Below are 18246 nucleotides of genomic sequence, written 5' to 3'. Positions count from 1 at the left end.
AGCGCGCTCCCCCGGGGCGCTAGTTCGACGCTGCTTCACCTCGGCTCTTGTGATAGAGCTCGGGATAGTGCTTTTCGAAACAACTCGGACACAACCCGTGGCTGAGTTGCACGTCGGTGTGTTCCGACAAGTAGTCCTCGATCCGGCGCCACGATTCCTCGTCGTCGCGGATGCGATGGCAAAACATGCAAATCGGAAGAATTCCCTGAAGGAATTTGATGTGCTCCATCGCCTCTTCAAGCTCGGTCACGCGGTTGCGCAACTGCTGCTCGAGGTCCAGAACGCGCTCGCCAACGCGAATGCGGGCGACCAACTCGCCTTCATCGAACGGCTTGGTAACGTAATCGTTCGCGCCGGAATCGAGGCCTTCGATAATGTCCCCTTTGTCGGCGCGCGCGGTGAGCAAGATGAGGTACTTGGAGCTGATACCGATGGCCTTGCGCACGTTCTCGCAAACCTGGACTCCCGTCAGGCCCGGCATCATCCAATCCAAAACCGCGAGCTTCGGCGAATCGGGCTTCTGCAACACGGCCCACGCTTCGTCCCCGTCCGCGGCCGACGTCACGTCGTGGCCCAACCGCTTGAGTACCGCCGTTAATGCAATGCGGGACGTGTTGTCGTCGTCCGCGACGAGAATTCGCATTCGGCACCCCCTATGCAATACAACTCAAACGGGGACTATAGCACGATCGCGCGGGGATTTCCGCCGGGGAGAATCGCCAATGAGAGTACTTCCGACTGGGCGTCTGGGGTGGACAATTGCCGCGGCAATCGCCACGGCGTTGCCTGCCGTAGTAGTGTACGCCAACGACAACACGATCTTTCGGGACGACTTCCGAGGGAAGCTCGCTGACGGGTGGCGATGGGTGCGCGAGAATCCGGCCGCGTGGCGTGTAACGGATTCGGGACTCGAGATTCGCGTCGAGCCCGGCAATTTGTGGGGCGGCAAGAACGACGCGAAGAACGTTCTTGTGCGGGACCTTCCCAAAATCGAAAACGGCGCGCTGTCCGTCGAGGTTACGGTCGAGAATAAGCCAACCAACCAGTACGAACAGGTGAACCTCGTCTGGTATTACGACGACAGCAACATGGTAAAGATAGGCCTGGAACTCGTCGACGGCGAAGTTTGCATGGTCATGGGCCGGGAGCAGGACGATTCCACGCGTACAATCGCCAAGCCCCCCATCGGCAACGCCATCAGCAAACTCCGCCTCCGCCTGACCGCGCGCGGCGCAATGCTCAAAGGCGAATACTGCGTATCAGACGCTGACGACTGGAAAACCGCCGGCGAATGCGAACTACCCGTGAAGGGCGACGCGAAAGTTTCCATCCAAGCCTATCAAGGCCCCAGCGACGCCGAACACTGGGCGAAGATTTCGGAATTCCGCCTGTTGACCCGAGAGTGACCGGTTCGCTGCGCATCGACAAGCTCCGGCCTGCGAACACACGCGCGATCGAAGCGCTGTTTCAACTAATGGGGGTTACTTCGCCGTCTCAGTCCGGATGCGAATCAGGGCGCAGAGCTTTCGATGAACGCCCACTCAAGTTGACGCTTGGCAACGCCGAAGACCTCCCGGCGTCGCTACCCGCAAAACTGCCAGTACGCTAATCGACGGCGGAGCGATCGGCAGGTGCCCTCAGTCGGCGTCTTCGGCGTCCGCGAATGTATCGAAGAACGCGCTGAAGCTGCCATTGCCACCGTCTTTCATGAAGGCCATGGCGGCTCTCGGGTGCTTGTTAAGTATCCCGGTGATTGCGTACGGGATTTCGTAACCCCAACGGAGTTCGGACTGTAGTCCGATGAAATACTTCTGGATGAGGTCGAGCACCGGGCGCACGTCGAACTTGGGGTTGCGCAGGAAACCAAGCAGCAACTCCATCGGACAATTCCCAGCGGCCCGGCCCATACCAAAGACGGTGGCGTCGAGGTAGTTAATGCCTTTGACGATACCTTCGATGGTGTTGGCAAAACCGAGTTGCTGGTTGTTGTGCATGTGAATGCCGACTTCCTTGCCTTTGAGGCGGGAGAGGTACTTGTCGGCGAGGTAGTGAATCTGTTCGGAGTACAGATAGCCGAAGCTGTCGACAAGGTAAATGACTTCAAAATTGGTTTGCGCGAGTTGATCGAGAGCTTGGTCGAGTTCCGGTTCCAGACAGTGAGACACCGCCATGATATTGACCGAGACTTCGTACCCCAGCGATTTGATGTGATTGCCGAGATGGATGGCCTTGTCAATCTCCTTCACGTACGTCGCGACCCGGTACATCTTTACGATGGAATCCTTCGCGGGGACGAACGAGTCGTAGTCGGTGCGGCCCACGTCGCACATCACCGAAACCTTTGCCGGGCACTCGTGGGCCACTTCGCGAAGCACGTCCTCGTCGCAGAAGCGCCAGGGGCCCGAGTCTTCCACCTTGAACTGCTTCTTGTCGGCCTTGTAGCCGAGCTCGATGTAATCGACGCCCGCCTTCGCGAGGCCGTCAAAAACGTCCCGGACCATGTCCTTGCTGAAGCGCCAATCGTTCATCAATCCGCCGTCGCGGATTGTGCAGTCGAGTACTTTGATTTCTGGCCGGTACATGCGTCGAATACTCCCCCTGTTCGTCTGTCCGGAAGGAAATGCAGACTACCGAATAGACGCCCCCGGAATCAATGTTTCGAATGCCTCCCACAACAACTTCGCAGCGTCTGACTTCGCGAAGAAGATGTATATGATTTGACTCAATCACTATTTATCCTTGACTGCTATGTTATTGAGCGATACTTTGAAGGCTAGGTGCATCGGAAGACTACGGAAGCAACGGGGGCTCTACCCGATTGAGCTTCCGGTTTCGAGGCGGACTACGCCTTGGTTTTCGGTAAACGCCCATTGAAGGGGGGCGGGGAGAATCGATCATGCGGACTCTAAACCAACTCGAAGGTAGGTTCGGAATACTCTTGTACATCGCGCTCCTTTTGCTTGCGATGCTGTGCATCGGCTTTCAGCCACGCCGCGCCGAATCTGCCGCGGGATTCACGCGCATGGAAGACCGGGACTTCCGCGGTCCAAAACCGATCGAAGTGTTGAAACCAAATGGCGGGGAAACGTACACACGAGGTATCAAGAAGAAGATGACGTGGTCAACGACACTCGATCCAAGTGAGCGGGTACGTATAGAACTCTTGCGGTTTGGCGACGTCATTCATGTGATTGACAAGTCCACCGCGAACGACGGTCTCTACAAGCTGACATTTCCGCAGGAGGCAGAACCGGGTGGCGGTTACAAGGTTCGCGCCCTGCTCAAACGAGACACAAACATATTCGACCAAAGCGACAAGCCGTTCACCGTCGAGTGAATTCCGGGTACAACCAGTCTGGTTCCGCGTGCCGCCGAGTGCTCGGGGCGATTTGGCGGTAACAGTCGAAACTAAAAACCGCTCAAAAAGAACGCGGCCCCGGACCGAAGCCCGGGGCCGCGCGACTCATACACGAGGGAAACCGGTTAATACATTCCGCCGCCCATGCCGCCGTGCGGGTCGGCTGCGGGTGCCGGTTTATCTTCCGGCATCTCGGCGATAAGCACTTCGGTGGTGAGCAATAGGCCCGCGACGCTTGCCGCGTTTTGCAGCGCCGTACGGGTCACCTTGGTCGGATCGATGACGCCGGCCTTGAGCATGTCTTCGTACTCGCCGGTGTCCGCGTTGTACCCGACGCTGCCCTTCTTACCCTTGACGTTCTGCACAACCATCGCGCCTTCGTCGCCCGCGTTGGACGCAAGCTGGCGCAACGGCTCTTCGAGCGCGCGGTACACGATGCGCGCGCCGACGGCTTCGTCACCGCTAAGGCTGGTCTTGTCGATCGCGTCCTGGCAACGCATCAACGCCACGCCACCGCCGGGGACGATACCTTCTTCGACGGCCGCGCGGGTCGCGTGCAACGCGTCTTCCACGCGCGCCTTCTTTTCCTTCATCTCGATTTCGGTCGCCGCGCCGACGTTCACGACGGCAACACCGCCCGCGAGCTTCGCAAGGCGTTCCTGCAATTTCTCGCGATCGTAATCCGACGTCGTCTCTTCGATCTGACGGCGGATAAGATTGATGCGGCCCATGATCTCGGAGCTGGAACCGGCGCCTTCGACGATGGTCGTATTGTCCTTGTCGACAACGACGCGCTTCGCGCGGCCAAGGTCGGCCAACGCGATGCTCTCGAGCGTGCGGCCGAGGTCTTCGGTGATCGCCAGACCGCCGGTCAGCACCGCGATGTCCTGCAGCATGGCCTTGCGGCGATCGCCGAAACCGGGCGCCTTCACTGCGCACGCCTGGAAGGTGCCGCGGATCTTGTTCACGACGAGCGTCGCGAGCGCCTCGCCCTCGACGTCCTCGGCGATGATCAGCAGCGGCTTGCCGCTCTTCGCAATCTGTTCGAGCAGAGGCAAGAGGTCCTTCAACGTTGAAATCTTCTTTTCGTGGATGAGGACGTATGCGTTCTCGAGCACCGCTTCCATCGACTCGCTGTCCGTCACGAAGTACGGCGAGAGATAGCCCTTGTCGAACTGCATACCCTCGACGACTTCGAGCGTCGTGTCGATGCCCTTCGCTTCCTCGACCGTGATGGTTCCGTCGTTGCCGACCTTCTCCATCGCTTGCGCGATGATCTTGCCAATCTCGTTGTCGCTGTTCGCGGAGATGGTCGCGACCTGGCGGATAATCTCGTTGTCGCCCTTGACTTTCTTGCTCATGCCGGCAAGCGCCTCGACGACGGCGTCCACCGCCTTGTCGATGCCGCGCTTCACCGCCATCGGGTTCGCTCCCGCGGTGATATTGCGCAGGCCTTCGCGGAAGATCGCTTCCGCCAACACGGTCGCCGTGGTGGTGCCGTCGCCCGCGACATCCGATGTCTTCGACGCGACTTCCTTCACCATCTGCGCGCCCATGTTCTCGTACTTGTCTTCAAGCTCGATTTCCTTCGCGACCGTCACGCCGTCCTTGGTCACCGTGGGTGCGCCCCACTTCTTGTCCAACACGACGTTGCGGCCCTTCGGACCGAGCGTGGCCTTCACGGCCTTGCTCAATTTGGTTACACCGGCAAGCACGCGGCGGCGCGCGTCTTCGCCGAACTCAAGTTGCTTTGCGCTCATAATCTCCTCTCCTCAACTACGTAGGTCCCAGTAGTTGGAATCGTTTGTTGCGTTGTTACTCGATCACCGCCAGCACATCGTCCTCACGCATGATGATGTGCTCGTCGCCATCGATCTTCACTTCCGTACCCGCGTACTTGCCCATCAGGATGCGGTCGCCCTTCTTCACTTCGAGCGGCACGCGCTTGCCGTCGTCGTCCAACCGGCCGGGGCCTACTGCGACGACTTTGCCTTCCTGCGGTTTTTCCTTGGCCGTGTCGGGAATGATGATGCCGCCACGGACGGTTTCGCTCGGTTCCTCGCGCTTCACGAGGATGCGGTCTGCCAAGGGACGCACTTTCATTGGGATCAGTCCTCCTAGGTTTATGGGCAAAAAAGCCCGATTGTTCGTCTTTCTCGATCACCGTGCCGGGCTGCCAGTTTGGCATCTCGATTTTGCGATTAGCCCACCCGCATGTGGAATAGTCGCCCGGTGACGTAAACTGCGTAGCAACGCATATGCCAGCGTCATTTCTCTATATATAAAACCATTATTTTGAATGGATTACGTTCAAAGCGATATTCTCGGCGACCCGGCCCCTTTTGCCCATTTGGCAGTGTCGGCGCATACGTTACGGCGTTTGGCGCACGAATGTCGCTGCCAAATTGGCATTATGTTAGCATATAGCGCTGTCGAGTGCCAGCTCTGTGGGCCGCGCCGGATTTCTTGCCGCTCTCAAGCCCACAACAATTTCGCCAAACGAGAAAAAGGAATCGCGCGAACCTGGTCCCAACCGGGTCCGCGCGATACCTTGTCGTCTCGCTTGCTTGTTCGTGGGTCTACTTGCGTTGTTTATCTGCTCGAATTACTCCGATGCGGCGAACGAAGATGGCGGCCAAACCCATGCCCAGCATCAGCATCGAGGCGGGTTCGGGAGTTATGCTGACTGCGTCGACACGTAGTGTTGGGAGGCCGAACGGCGCCGTTAACGCACCCGCCGTGCATGCGAAGAACAAGAGCGCGCTTGCCGCTACCAGATGTCCGTTCTGCTTGACCATGTCCTTACCTCCGCTCGAAGCGCCATCGCTCCGCTACCGGAGCGGCAATGTAATGAGCAGGCGGTATGCCAATGGTGCTTTATAACACCTAATGCATTGAATGATAAGTACATACGCCATTGTGCCGCGAAGAACAGGCCGGATACTTCCAACTACGGGTTAGTCATGATTGACTAAGTTTTAGGCAGCGGCGAACACGAAGTAACTCGCGTTTCCATCTGACACAAGTATTCAATCGCGCTGAATATATCGGCGGAACTGGAACGGTTGAATCGATTCTTACCCTAGTGCGGCCCGGCGCCATGGATTGCGGCGCACGGCCCGCAGCGCCGTACAACCGACTCGTCACGTTCGGCGCAAGAACCTGATGTGGAGCAGCATAGCTATCAACGGGCGAACTCTGCCTGGCCGAGTCGCCAACACGAGGTACGCACATGGAATCGAAGGCTAAAACGTGGTCGCTTACGGTGGCGCTCGCCACGATAAGTATCGCCGCAGGTGCGCAGATTATGGAGAAGCATGTCCTCACGCTGGAAGGCGCCAAGACGGCCATTTCAGCCGCGGAAGCGGAAGCGAAACGATTGGGTGTAGGAGGCGCGATTGCCGTCGTGGACGATGGCGGCAACCTGCTGAACTTCGTGCGCATCGACGGCACTTTTGCAGCCGGTGCGAACGTATCGATCGATAAAGCGCGAACGGCAGCGATGTTCAAGAAGCCGACGAAGGCGTTTGAAGACATTATTAATAACGGCCGATTCACGATGACTGCGTTGCCGGATTTCACGCCCCTGCAAGGCGGTGTGCCGATCTCGGTAGGCGATCGCGTTGTCGGTGCAATCGGAATGAGCGGTGCGTCCAGCGCGCAACAAGATGAAGAGATCGCTATGGTCGGTGCAAAGGCCGTGTCCGCGCCGAGCGTGGGCCGCTCGCAAGACTCGGACGCGCCGACGCAGACGTCGATGGAGTCCTCCAGGTCGGGCACGACAACGAGTGATGAACGCTTCCTCGTTAGCCGCGACAAGAGCGGCGTCGCGTTGCAGGGCTATGATCCCGTCGCTTACTTCACGGATCAGAAGCCCGCGAAGGGCAACCCGAAATGGAAGAGCGAGCATAAGCACGCGACCTATTACTTCGCATCGGCGGAACACAAGGATCTGTTCGACGCCGCGCCCGGGAAATACGAGCCGCAATTCGGCGGCTACTGCGGATACGCCGCGTCCATCAACCGTATCTCGCCGATCAATCCAAACTTCTGGCAAGTGCTCGATGGCCGCCTCGTGCTGCAACACAACCAAAAGGCCCTCGACAAGTGGAACGAAGACCTCAACGGCAATCTCGCAAAGGCCGACACAAACTGGCCCGGCCTCGTCGCGAAGAACGGAATCGGCCCGAAGGACCTAATCAACACGGACCGTAAAGGCGTCGCCATCCAGGGATACGACCCGGTTGCGTACTTCCTCGAAGGCAGTCCGATGAAGGGCAAGAAGGAATTCGAGTCTACGTACAACGGCGCACTTTACCACTTTGTTTCGCAGGATCATCGATACAAGTTTGAAGATAACCCGAGCAAGTACGTGCCGCAGTTCGGTGGTTTTTGCGGATACGCGGCATCGATCAACAAGGTGTCGCCGATCAATCCGAAGTACTGGCAGATTCAGGATGGGCGCCTCGTGCTGCAACACACGAAGAAGGCCTACGACCTCTTCAACCAGGACGCGGCCGGCAACTACGCGAAGGCACAGGCGAACTGGCCGGGTCTCGTGCAGAAGTACGGGAAATAGCGAGAATTCGGAGTGCGGTAGCGGCACTACCGCACTCCAACCACGCTCCAACATGCAGGACAGAACACAATGAAAGCAAGAAACCAACACTTCCTCGCCGTGCTAGTTTCACTGATCTGCACGGTCAGCGGGCACGCCGCGGGAAACGCCCCTGCAAACCTACCCGAGTCCATTATTGATTTGCAGACGAAGGCGGGCGTCGATCGCGTTAAAGGCGCGTGGCGCTACAGCGACGTGACAATCGGCGAAATCGACCATCGCGGTGTCGGCGCTGACCTTAAAGCCAGCGGCGCACCGAACAAGACAAATGACTTCACACCGGCCGCCCACGGCAAGGGCTTTGATGACAGTGGGTGGATGACTGTCGATCCCGAGGCGCTTCACGACCGGCGCGGGAACGGGAAACTCAGTTTTGCGTGGTACCGAATCAAGGTGACGATTCCTCAGGCGGCGCGCGATTTCGACCCGACCGGTTCGGTCGCGGTATTCGAGACCGTGGTAGACGACTACGCCGAGGTTTGGGTCGACGGCAAACTACCTTTTGCGCAAGGTCAAAGTGGCGGGACTGTCGCCGCGGGCTGGAACGCGCCGAACCGCGTCGTGCTGACGCGCGATGCGAGGGCAGGAGAGCAGTTCCAGATTGCTGTGTTTGCGATGAACGGTCCCGTCTCGACGCACCCGGAAACGTACATCTGGATGCGGTCTGCAACGCTCAGCTTTTACACGCCGGGCCGGTGGAGCCGTGCGAAGAAGGTCGATGTCACGGTTAATCGGATCGACCCTGCTATCGATTCCATAGTTCCAACGAATGCGGTGCTGGAGAAGGTTGCTGACGGATTCGTGTTCACCGAAGGGCCGGTCTGGCATCCAGATGGGTATCTCTTGTGCAGCGATCCGAATATGAATGTGATTTATCGCGTGACGCCCGAAGGCGACGTGAACGTGTACCGCCCGAACAGCGGTTACACCGGTGCGGACATCCATGCATACCGCCAGCCTGGATCGAACGGATTGGGATTGGATGCGCAGGGCCGGCTGACGATCTGCGAACACGGCAACCGTCGCGTCACGCGGATTGAGAAGAATGGCGTGTTGACGGTGCTCGCGGATCGGTATCAGGGCAAGCGGTTGAACAGCCCAAACGACTTGATCTACCGCAGCGATGGCGCGCTTTATTTTTCGGATCCGCCGTTTGGTTTGCCGAAGTTTTACGACGACCCCAAGAAGGAGCTGCCGAATACGCCGGTGTTCTGCCTTATCAATGGCGAATTGAAGGAAGTGGTCAGTGACTTGCGCGGGCCAAATGGTGTGGCGTTTTCGCCCGACGAAAAGTACCTGTATGTCGCGAACTGGGACGAAACGAAGAAAGTACTCATGCGCTACGAGGTGCAATCGGACGGCATGTTGAGAAATGGAAAGTTGTTTTTCGATATGCAACACGGAAGTGGCGAAGAGGCGCTCGACGGGCTGGAAGTCGATGCAAAGGGCAATCTTTTCGTTTCCGGCCCCGGCGGTACATGGGTAATCTCGCCCGAAGGCAAACACCTGGGAATGATTGTGGGTCCGGAGTTGCCGGCAAACTATGCGTGGGGCGGAGTAGATGGCCGCACGCTTTACATGACCGCACGCACGGGAATTTACCGCATGAATATGGAATGTCCCGGCTCACGAATTAATGTTGCGAGTCGTTAGCTACCCGTTGACCCAACGCGAAGCCGAGCGCGTAGGGTGTGCAACAAAAGCGAAGGCCGGCGCGTCTTATGCGCCGGCCTTCGTGCAATCTATTTACGCAAATGCCGTCGCGATATTCGCGCGCATTTTCTCAACGCCGATCGTGGCGGCAACTTTCGGGTCCATCTTCCAATATTCTTCGTTGAAGATTTCGAGGGACAGCGGGCCCGTATAGCCGATCTCGAGCAAGTCTTTAAGACACTGCGTCAGCGGCAGGATCCCGTCGCCGGGCATGACGCGGTCCTTGTCGCGCGTCTCGAACTGTGGCGTCGCGGCGGACACGTCGTTCCAGTGGAAGTCGGCGATGAATTCCGGTTGAAGATGCTTGATCCCGTTGAACCCGGAACCGCCGCGATACAGATGAAACGTGTCGGGCAGAATTGTCGCGGTTGGTTCGTTGCTGTCCACCGCGATACAACACGCCTGGCCGAGGCGATGCACGCCTTTGACAAAGCCGATGAACTCCATCGTCACCGCGAGATTATAGTTGTCCCGCCCGATATGAAGCAGATCGCGGTAGCGGTCTGTCCCCCACGCCATGTCGAAATCTTCGCGATCGGGAAACGGCAACGCGGCCACATGGATCGATCCCACCGCGGACGCCATGCGCATGCGGTCGCGCGTTTTTTCCAGGGACTTTTCCCACTCCTCCTGCGTTGCCGGCATGCCGTCCCAAAGGCCGATAACGTTCGGCACAAACAACCCGCGGTCCTTAATCTCCTTCGCGATGTCTTCGAGCTTGTGCCCCTCCTGCTCCAATGATTCGAGGTCGGTCATCCACAATTCGATCCCGTCGTATCCGCATTCCGCGGCAATGCGAATCTTGTCCTTCGACGGGCACGGCCGAATCGTGCTCGCATTGAGCACGACAGGCCACGGACTCGATTTGTCCTGATACTCTTTCGCCGGTTGCTTGGCATCCTCGGCAGCGGATGCGGTGAGCGCGCCGCCAATCACCGCGGTGGATTGTAGAAATTGCCTGCGATTTACGGTTCCGTGACTCATTACTTCAGCCCCTATTCCCTTACGATTATTGGTCGTCATCGAGCCTTGGCGGTTCGCCAGACTCGTCCTCTTCCGCTTCAGTTTGGTTGCGCACCCGCTCTTCGAGCACGTAGTTCACTTCCGGCTGATATATCGCCTGGATTGGCATCAGCACATTCCCGGCGTTTCCGGTGCCGCTTTTGTGCCAGTAGTAGACCCAGCCGCGCTCTTCCATCCACAGGAGAAGCCGATGCACCGCGTACAACGCCACCATCGCAATCACGGCGAATACGCCGTACCAAAGCACCTATCGCGCCTCGACGCCGTAGTAGGCTTTGATAGCCTGCGCAATGCTGTCCGCGCTTGCCGCCGCCGGATCGACACTGCGGCCCGTCGCGTGTTCGATGTCCTGGATGGCAATGAGGTCCATAGGGTTCGCCATGGCAAGGACCAAGCGGTCTTCTTCGATCCGTAACGGAATGCACACATGGTGGGCGGCAAGCCGTTCGGTGACCAGGCGTACCGCCGCCGGATCGGGTTCGTCCTTTTCCAGTCGCACAAACGGCACGCGCGCCTGCGACGCGAGCACCTGCGCGATAACATCCGCCTCGGTGTATCCCAATTCGATGAGAATCGAACCCAGCCTGCGCTGCGGTTGCTCCTGCTGAATTGCCAGCGCGCGATCAAGCTGCGCCTCGCTCAGGACGTCCGCCTCGATTAGCATCTCTCCCATGCGCCTGCGGCGCCCTGCCTTATCGAAGCCGGTCAAATCCAGATCGATGACATCCGGTTCGGCAACCTCGTCAAACACCGCGGCGTACCCGCCCGAACGATCCGGGGTACCTGGCTCCGCGCTGCGCAACCGGTTCACTTCCCCGCGCAGGCGCGCAAAGTCACGCTCGAGCCGGGACCACTGCTGTTGGGTGGGTCCCCCAGAAGGCTCCGCGTTGGCGACGTGCTGCTCGAGACGAACCACGCGGTCGCGCTGTTCCTCGAGAAGGACGCGCAATTCGTGTACTGTGTCAGCCGAGGTGTCCGGAACGATACCCTCGAAGTCCGCCTGCGTGCCGCCGGTGTGGATGGCGATATGCTTGAGCCCGCGAACATCCTCTTCCAAAAGCGCATACGCCTTATCGAGTTCTTCCGTGCGCTCAAGCGCCTGTTTTACGGCATCGGTACACTGTCGCAACGCTTCCTGGAGCGACGAGAACTGCGCCTTATTGGACTGAAGCGCCGTCACCACCTGGTCGAGTTCGGCCTCGCGCTCCGGCGCCGAACCGGCTCGCTCCCGCGCCGAGGCGAGACGGCCGGCAAGATGCTCGTGCGTAGACTCGACGTCTGATGCCCAATCGGATAAGGCGGATTCGAGCCGCTCGAACAACGCATCTGCCGTCTGTGCCATACCGTCCTCCGCGCAACTCGGCGAAATCCGCGTTCTCGCGTGCGCCGTTTGCGTACCGGTCGTCAATTGTAAAACGAGCACCGTCAACCGTCAAGAATTGCCGACGCTGTTCGCCGCGCGCACAGGGACTCGCATCGTCCCCCATGCTTCCGTGAACAAGAAAAACGTGATTATCGCATTTCGCATATTTTCCCTTGACCAACGGAACCTCCCCGCTTTACAGTGCCACCAAGGTCTGGGTTGCAGTCGACTTATTTAACAGGAGAGGGTGGGTCTTATGCGTAACAGACAAATGTGCCTACGTGTCTTTTTTGTCCTTGGTTCGACTTGTTTCGCAGCAGTCTTCCTGAATGCCCCATCGTACGCCGCAGTCATTTACACCGAAACATTCACCGCGGCAAACCAATCGTCGTCGAGCGTCATCAACGCGGACAACACGTGGACTGTTACAACGGGTACCGCCGAACTGAGCGGCAACGCCATGATCGGCGGGCCGTCGCTTTCGGTAATGATCGACGAGGGCACCGATCTCGCACTTGACCACACGACCGACACCGTCACCATACAGGGCGACGTGACCGTTACGACGCTGAATTCCGGTTCCATCGTCAATCTAATCGTTGTCTCGCCGAACGAAACCGGCGCCCCGCTCTATCAGGTTTCGCTCTACATGATGTCGGGCATTCCGCCGGTTGCCGCGGCAGCGCGGGACAATTCGAGCCTCGATCTGCAGCAGTTTGGCACGGCCGACACGCTGGTGCTCGGCACGACCTATCGCGTAACTGCGTCCTTCACGCCGAACGGATCCACCACGGACGTCGAAGTTTCCCTCGAAGCGATAGCCGGACCCGGCTCCGATCTCTTCGCCGGTCTGACCGATACGCTTTCGGTGGGAATTGCCGGGACGGCCGGCCCGTACAATCCAACAATCCTGTGCCCAAGCAACGCGGCCACGTATTCGCTCGACAACTACGTCGTAAGCGCGAACGGTTCCGCCTCGATGCCGGCGGTAAGCGGTGTTGGGCTGGCACTGGCCTGCGCGTTGACGATCGCAATGGTCTGTGCGCGCCGTAACTGGATGAAACAGCGCGCCGTTGACCTGTCGTAGCCCGCGCTAACGCGCGCATCGTCGTTTCGGAACGTTTCAGAACGTAACAGGCGATGCGCGGCGACTCGCGCCATTCTTCGCGAGTCGCCGCGCTGCTCGTTCGCGCGAGCGCGTGGCCCCGTGCGATTTGCTATACTCCCCGCCGGTTTGACGTTCCCCCTCGTTTCATAGTGGAGATTTCGCATGCCCCGACACTTCGTCCGTCTTGCATTGTTTGTCCTCGTGATCATCGTTGGCGCGGCTTCGATTCCCGCTTTTGCCGGCGCCAAATCCAAAGACGCGCCCATGCCGGAACCAAAGGACCTGCCATGGAACCTTCGCGACCACTACACGTTCACGCCCGAGCGGTACGAATTCATCTACGGGGGCGACAATGGGCAGTGGTCGCTGACCTTGAAAGGCAAGGGCGAACTGCTCGACAAAGTGAACGCATCGGTAACGTTCGCGGACGGCAGAGTTGTCGACGGCGTGACGCTCGGCGTTGGCGTCACCAACCGCCAAAAACTGACCGCCGAACTCGGTGAGGGTATCGAGTACATCGTGAACATTCCGGCGAAGGACGGCATCTCGATGCGCCATTCGGTGATGTACCATAACGCGCACCCGTTCTACGTCGTCCGCACGCAAATCAAAAATGAAGGGGCCGCGCCGGTAGAAATCAGCAAGATCAGTCCCATCGTTATCCAGCCGGGCAGCTTCAAAGTCCTGAGCGCACAGACAACGGCGAACTATCGCCGGTTCGCCATGCAGGGGCCGTGTCCGGCGTTTGCGCCCGATTCCGCTCCGTACGCAGTATTCATGCATGATCCGGCGGTCAACGAGACGATTGCGTTCGGCTCGCTTACAAACGGACGCGCGGACACGACCGTAGATATGCAGGCCTTCTCGGGCGCGTGGCAAGGCGGCGTCACAAGTACTTTCGACCCGCCCGTGCGTGTTGAACCTGGGCAGACGCTCGATGCCGACCCCGCGTGGATTTGTTACATCATGCAGGTCCCGTCCGATGTCGATCTGTATTACGCGCAGGCCCACCTCAATTTCCCGAAGCCCTCCAATCCAAAGGCCGTACCGAACGCCTGGGTCACCGTGAAGGACGGCGAATCGTTGTCGGCGCTTCAATCCGCGCGAGCCAATTGGCATGGCATCGACGCCGCGCTCGTTCCTGTAACGTGGGAAGGACGGCCCGGCTCGCTCGAAGGCGCCTCCCCCGATTGGCCGCGCGACATGAAGAGCGCCGCATCGCAACTGAAGCAAGGAAACGGCGCCGCAGGTATCACCGTCGATCCACTCGTCGTGTCCAGCGGCAACGACGCCTTCACCGCGAAGTCCGAAGATGGCCGCATATGGGTAAACCCCGCGAGCGCCGAAGGCATGGAGTTCGGCATCACGAACATGAAGAAGGTCGCCGGCTGGGGGTTCGACTTCTACGTTGTCGCACCTTCGCGCATTCCAAACGAGGTCTTGAAGCACTTCAACATTCCGCGCGCACGCGCAAACGCGCTTGCATTCGACATGATGCTGAAGGCCGCTGGAGGCGCTCCAGTGTTCGCATCAGCCAACGGAGCGTTAAGCGACAAGCGCGACGAGTGGCTCGAGGCCGCCGCCGCAACTGCCCGACTCGCGGAATATGGCGTGCCCAGCGGTCCGGTTCGTCTCGACGGATCGGCCGCGAAAAACATTGACGATGAAACCGCGCTCGCCGTCGCGTTTTGCGGAGCGCCGATCGAAGTCGTGGGCAATCCTTCCCCCAGCGTCCGCTCCACCATCGCGGAAGCCGTCTCCAAGCGGGATTTCTTCGCCCGTCCACTCGACATCGCCGGCCCCGCTCCGAAACTTTGGCAGGTGGAAACGACACCGGGCGGCTCGAAGGAGTCGCTGGAAATCGCCATCGTGTCGTTCACCGGCGCACGCGCGTCGACCGACTCCGATCTCAAAACGTATTCGGGTACCCCCAAGCAGACCGAGCACGCAGCGGCTGCGGGGTATTTGAAGCAGCTCCCCTCTGGCGGTCCTCCCAATAAGAATAAGAAGAAGTAAGCTTTCGCCTTGATTGTGCCCTATCTTGACAGGGTAACGACTATTTGATAGCATGGTGTCCTGTTAGCACTCGTTTAGCGGGAGTGCTAATACTCATGCCGCCGGGCGCGGCTTCCCGTAAATGCCTTCAATTTACTAGTAGTAAAGGAGATATGACTCATGCCAAAACAACTCGTCTTCGACCAGGAAGCGCGCAATGCCCTGCTTCGCGGCGCCGACATGCTCTCAAATGCCGTCAAGGCGACCCTCGGACCTAAGGGCAGAAACGTCGTTATCGAGAAGTCTTTTGGTGCGCCGAATATCACCAAGGACGGCGTAACGGTGGCGAAGGAAGTTGAACTGAAGAACCCCTACGAAAATATGGGGGCGCGTATGGTCCGCGAAGCGGCCAGCAAGACGCAGGACACCGCGGGAGACGGCACGACAACCGCGACGGTGCTCGTGCAAGACATGATCCACGAGGGCATGAAGCACGTAACCGCCGGCTCGAACCCGATGTACTTGAAGCGCGGAATGGAAAAGGCGCTGAAGGTCGTTACGGAGGCCATCCAGGCGTCAAGCAAGAAAATCCGCAACAACGACGACATTGTGCACGTCGCGACCATCTCCGCGAACGGCGACAAGGAAATCGGCGAGATGATCGCGAAGGCGATCGCGGAAGTCGGCGAAGATGGCGTCGTGACAATTGAAGAAGGCAAGGGCCTCAACAGCGAGCTTGATGTTGTCGACGGCATGCAGTTCGATCGCGGTTTCCTCTCCCCCTACTTCGTGACGAAGCCCGAGAATATGACCGCGGAACTCGAGGACTGCTATATCCTCGCGTACGAGAAAAAAATCAGCTCCATCCAGGAGATTATCCCGATTCTGCAGGGCATCGCCCAGAGCGGCAAGCCCCTGCTTATCATCGCGGAAGATGTCGAGGGCGAAGCGTTGGCGACGCTTGTCGTCAACCGCCTGCGCGGCACCTTGAACGTGTGCGCCGTGAAGGCCCCGGCGTTCGGCGACCGCCGCAAGGAAATCCTTCGCGACATCTCGATCATCACGGGCGGCCAGTATATCAGCGAAGACCTCGGCACCAAGCTCGAGAACGTCACGCTGAAGGACCTCGGCAAGGCCAAGCGCGTCTCCGTGACGAAGGACAATACCACCGTTGTCGAAGGCGGCGGCAGCAAGAAGGATATCCTCGGCCGTTGCGAGCAAATCCGAAAGGCCATCGAAACGACAACGTCGGATTATGACCGCGAGAAGCTGCAGGAGCGCCTTGCGAAGCTTGCCGGCGGTGTCGCGGTCATCAAGGTTGGCGCGCCGACGGAAATCGCGTTGAAAGAGAAGAAGGCGCGTACCGATGACGCGCTAAATGCCACCCGCGCGGCAATCGAAGAAGGCGTCGTGCCGGGCGGCGGCGTCGCGCTGCTGAGCGCGCGCGACAAAGTAAAAGCGATGAAGCTCGACGGCGACGAAGCCATCGGCGCGCAAATCGTCGCCCACGCCCTGGGTTCGCCGCTTGCCCAAATCGCCGAGAACGCCGGCATGGAAGGCAGCGTCGTTGTGCGCAAGGTCATCGAGTCCAAAGGCGGCGTCGGTCTGAACGCGGCGACCGGCGAATTCGTCGACCTCGTGAAGGCAGGAGTTATTGACCCGGCGAAGGTCATTTGCGCCGCGCTGCGCAACGCGGTGAGCGTCGCGGGTGTGTTCATCACGACCGAATGCCTCGTCACCGACATTCCCGAAAAGAAGAAACCGGCCGCCCCGGACCCCCACGCCGGCCACGGCCACTAATCTCGATCGGCAACAAACTTCGCGGCCCGCGCATCGAACAATGCGCGGGCCGATTTATTGCTGCGACCGCCGCAAATGATATTGGCCACGGTCGCGCTATTCATCTCATTTACAGCGCTTTCGTCCGCTGGGACTTTTCGCCCCGTCCCCTCATTCACGACCGATCTCTATAGCGTCACTTCATTTACCGCACCGTTCGCAGCCTGTTGCGCGGCCAACGTAATCCGGCTGCTGCGCACAATGCGCTCCGTATGCAGGCGATCGCTCGCCGGCGCGTTGCCGATATCCAATAACCAGTCGCCAACGTAACCATGCCCGTCCGCCGTAATTAGCTGCTCCTGGGCGATCTCCTTCGCGCCCTTTTTCATCACGAGCACATTCTCCGCATGCCAGGACGTCTCGATCGTCCCGTCAGACCCGAGAATCGTGAACCGCCAATAGAACGGCGCCTTGAATCCCGCCGCGTCGGGACTCAGCCACGACACGTCACCGTATGCCGCCGCGCCGTTATCGAGTTTGAACAAAACCACCGCGCCGTCGCGAAACGTTGGGTGCTCCTTTACCCGCGCGTTCCATTCCCGCGCAACGGTGACCGACGCAAAGGTGCGGCCCGTCAGCCACGGCAACGCATCGATACCATGAATCGCGATATCGTTGATCGAGCCGCCGTACCGCTCCGAGTCGAACATCCACGCCGGACGCCCATCGTAGTTCAACGAATGCGCTCCGTTGAACGTAACGCTGTGTACCTCGCCGATTGCTCCCCCGCGAATCAGCTTCTGCGCCGTCACGAATGGCGGATGGTACTGCACCGGCAATTGGCACCCCACCTTCAGGTGTTTCGCGTGGGCGACCCGCTCGATCTCGTCGATCTCCGAAAGCCGCGTGCATATGGGCTTGTCGGAAATGACGTGCTTTCCCGCATTCAGCGCGTCAATCAGCCGCCGGCCCCGGATGCCGTACCAATCGCAGCACGCTACGGCGTCGCACGGGACCTCACCCAGCATTTGCGCGTACGATGTGTGCGTGACCGTGATCCCGCGCTCGGATGTCTTTGTTCGACACGCTTCGTCCTCTTCGCATGCCGCGACAACCTCTACCTCGGGGTGGTCCTGCAGGTCTTTGTACAGCGAATACGCGTGACCGTGTTGAAAGCCGACAAACGCAACCCGAAGTGCCATATCCGTTTCCCCAGCTTGACTTTTTGTAAGGGTATTGTGGGAGTCGGCCACAATCAAATCAGGACTATTTCCGCGAATCTCCGCGTT

Annotated in this window: 16 protein-coding genes; 7 read left to right on the top strand and 9 right to left on the bottom strand. The window is 59.1% G+C overall.

The features are described 5' to 3' along the window. Window positions 1-19: 19 nt before the first annotated feature. On the bottom strand, window positions 20-643 hold the full coding sequence (locus HUU46_10815; GenBank protein ID NUM54125.1) for a response regulator transcription factor: 624 nt from the start codon (window positions 641-643) through the stop codon (window positions 20-22). Between the two features lie 79 nt (window positions 644-722). Here HUU46_10815 and HUU46_10810 point away from each other — a divergent pair, with 79 nt between their 5' ends. Further along, a complete protein-coding gene (locus HUU46_10810) occupies window positions 723-1406 on the top strand; it encodes a DUF1349 domain-containing protein (protein NUM54124.1) in 684 nt (227 codons plus the stop codon). A gap of 231 nt (window positions 1407-1637) precedes the next feature. Here the strand turns inward: HUU46_10810 and HUU46_10805 are convergent, their stop codons facing one another. After that, the gene (locus HUU46_10805) at window positions 1638-2582 is read right to left on the bottom strand and encodes a nucleoid-structuring protein H-NS (GenBank protein NUM54123.1); all 945 of its coding nucleotides are present in this window, start codon (window positions 2580-2582) and stop codon (window positions 1638-1640) included. Between the two features lie 314 nt (window positions 2583-2896). Between HUU46_10805 and HUU46_10800 the strand changes: the two genes are divergently transcribed. Further along, window positions 2897-3337: a hypothetical protein gene (locus tag HUU46_10800; protein ID NUM54122.1), complete on the top strand. Its 441-nt coding sequence runs from the start codon at window positions 2897-2899 to the stop codon at window positions 3335-3337. Between the two features lie 146 nt (window positions 3338-3483). On the opposite strand, the gene groL (HUU46_10795) is transcribed toward HUU46_10800, so the two are convergent. The 3 genes from groL (HUU46_10795) to HUU46_10785 all read right to left on the bottom strand — a co-directional run bounded on the left by groL (HUU46_10795) (window position 3484) and on the right by HUU46_10785 (window position 6156). Further along, a complete protein-coding gene (gene groL, locus HUU46_10795; protein NUM54121.1) occupies window positions 3484-5118 on the bottom strand; it encodes a chaperonin GroEL in 1635 nt (544 codons plus the stop codon). 55 nt (window positions 5119-5173) lie between these two features. Next, window positions 5174-5461, bottom strand: a complete 288-nt coding sequence (gene groES, locus HUU46_10790) for a co-chaperone GroES (GenBank protein NUM54120.1) — start codon at window positions 5459-5461, stop codon at window positions 5174-5176. 476 nt (window positions 5462-5937) lie between these two features. After that, entirely contained in the window at window positions 5938-6156 is a 219-nt protein-coding gene (locus HUU46_10785) for a PEP-CTERM sorting domain-containing protein (GenBank protein ID NUM54119.1), read from the bottom strand. Window positions 6157-6590: 434 nt separating this feature from the next. Between HUU46_10785 and HUU46_10780 the strand changes: the two genes are divergently transcribed. Both HUU46_10780 and HUU46_10775 read left to right on the top strand, forming a co-directional pair. Then, on the top strand, window positions 6591-7937 hold the full coding sequence (locus HUU46_10780) for a heme-binding protein (protein ID NUM54118.1): 1347 nt from the start codon (window positions 6591-6593) through the stop codon (window positions 7935-7937). 696 nt (window positions 7938-8633) lie between these two features. Next, window positions 8634-9629, top strand: coding sequence for an SMP-30/gluconolactonase/LRE family protein (locus HUU46_10775; GenBank protein NUM54117.1), 996 nt, complete (start codon window positions 8634-8636; stop codon window positions 9627-9629). A 93-nt stretch (window positions 9630-9722) separates the two neighbouring features. Here the strand turns inward: HUU46_10775 and HUU46_10770 are convergent, their stop codons facing one another. Genes HUU46_10770 through HUU46_10760 form a run of 3 tightly spaced genes read right to left on the bottom strand, consistent with a single transcriptional unit; the run spans window position 9723 to window position 12054 of the window. After that, window positions 9723-10673 carry a sugar phosphate isomerase/epimerase gene (locus HUU46_10770; protein ID NUM54116.1) on the bottom strand — a complete coding sequence of 317 codons (951 nt, stop codon included), beginning with the start codon at window positions 10671-10673 and terminating at the stop codon, window positions 9723-9725. 25 nt (window positions 10674-10698) lie between these two features. Next, complete coding sequence (locus HUU46_10765; GenBank protein NUM54115.1) at window positions 10699-10959, bottom strand: hypothetical protein; 261 nt, start codon at window positions 10957-10959, stop codon at window positions 10699-10701. Continuing rightward, the gene (locus tag HUU46_10760) at window positions 10960-12054 is read right to left on the bottom strand and encodes a hypothetical protein (protein ID NUM54114.1); all 1095 of its coding nucleotides are present in this window, start codon (window positions 12052-12054) and stop codon (window positions 10960-10962) included. It abuts the gene before it with no gap. A 277-nt stretch (window positions 12055-12331) separates the two neighbouring features. Here HUU46_10760 and HUU46_10755 point away from each other — a divergent pair, with 277 nt between their 5' ends. The 3 genes from HUU46_10755 to groL (HUU46_10745) all read left to right on the top strand — a co-directional run bounded on the left by HUU46_10755 (window position 12332) and on the right by groL (HUU46_10745) (window position 16978). Further along, window positions 12332-13162, top strand: a complete 831-nt coding sequence (locus HUU46_10755; GenBank protein ID NUM54113.1) for a hypothetical protein — start codon at window positions 12332-12334, stop codon at window positions 13160-13162. 183 nt (window positions 13163-13345) lie between these two features. Next, window positions 13346-15199, top strand: a complete 1854-nt coding sequence (locus HUU46_10750) for a hypothetical protein (protein ID NUM54112.1) — start codon at window positions 13346-13348, stop codon at window positions 15197-15199. Between the two features lie 159 nt (window positions 15200-15358). Continuing rightward, a complete protein-coding gene (gene groL, locus HUU46_10745; protein NUM54111.1) occupies window positions 15359-16978 on the top strand; it encodes a chaperonin GroEL in 1620 nt (539 codons plus the stop codon). Window positions 16979-17145: 167 nt separating this feature from the next. Here the strand turns inward: groL (HUU46_10745) and HUU46_10740 are convergent, their stop codons facing one another. Continuing rightward, complete coding sequence (locus tag HUU46_10740) at window positions 17146-18159, bottom strand: Gfo/Idh/MocA family oxidoreductase (GenBank protein ID NUM54110.1); 1014 nt, start codon at window positions 18157-18159, stop codon at window positions 17146-17148. Window positions 18160-18246 lie beyond the last annotated feature (87 nt).

The organism is Candidatus Hydrogenedentota bacterium (assembly GCA_013359265.1).
Classification (GTDB): domain Bacteria; phylum Hydrogenedentota; class Hydrogenedentia; order Hydrogenedentales; family SLHB01; genus JABWCD01.
This window is presented reverse-complemented; position numbering and strand designations above follow the sequence as displayed.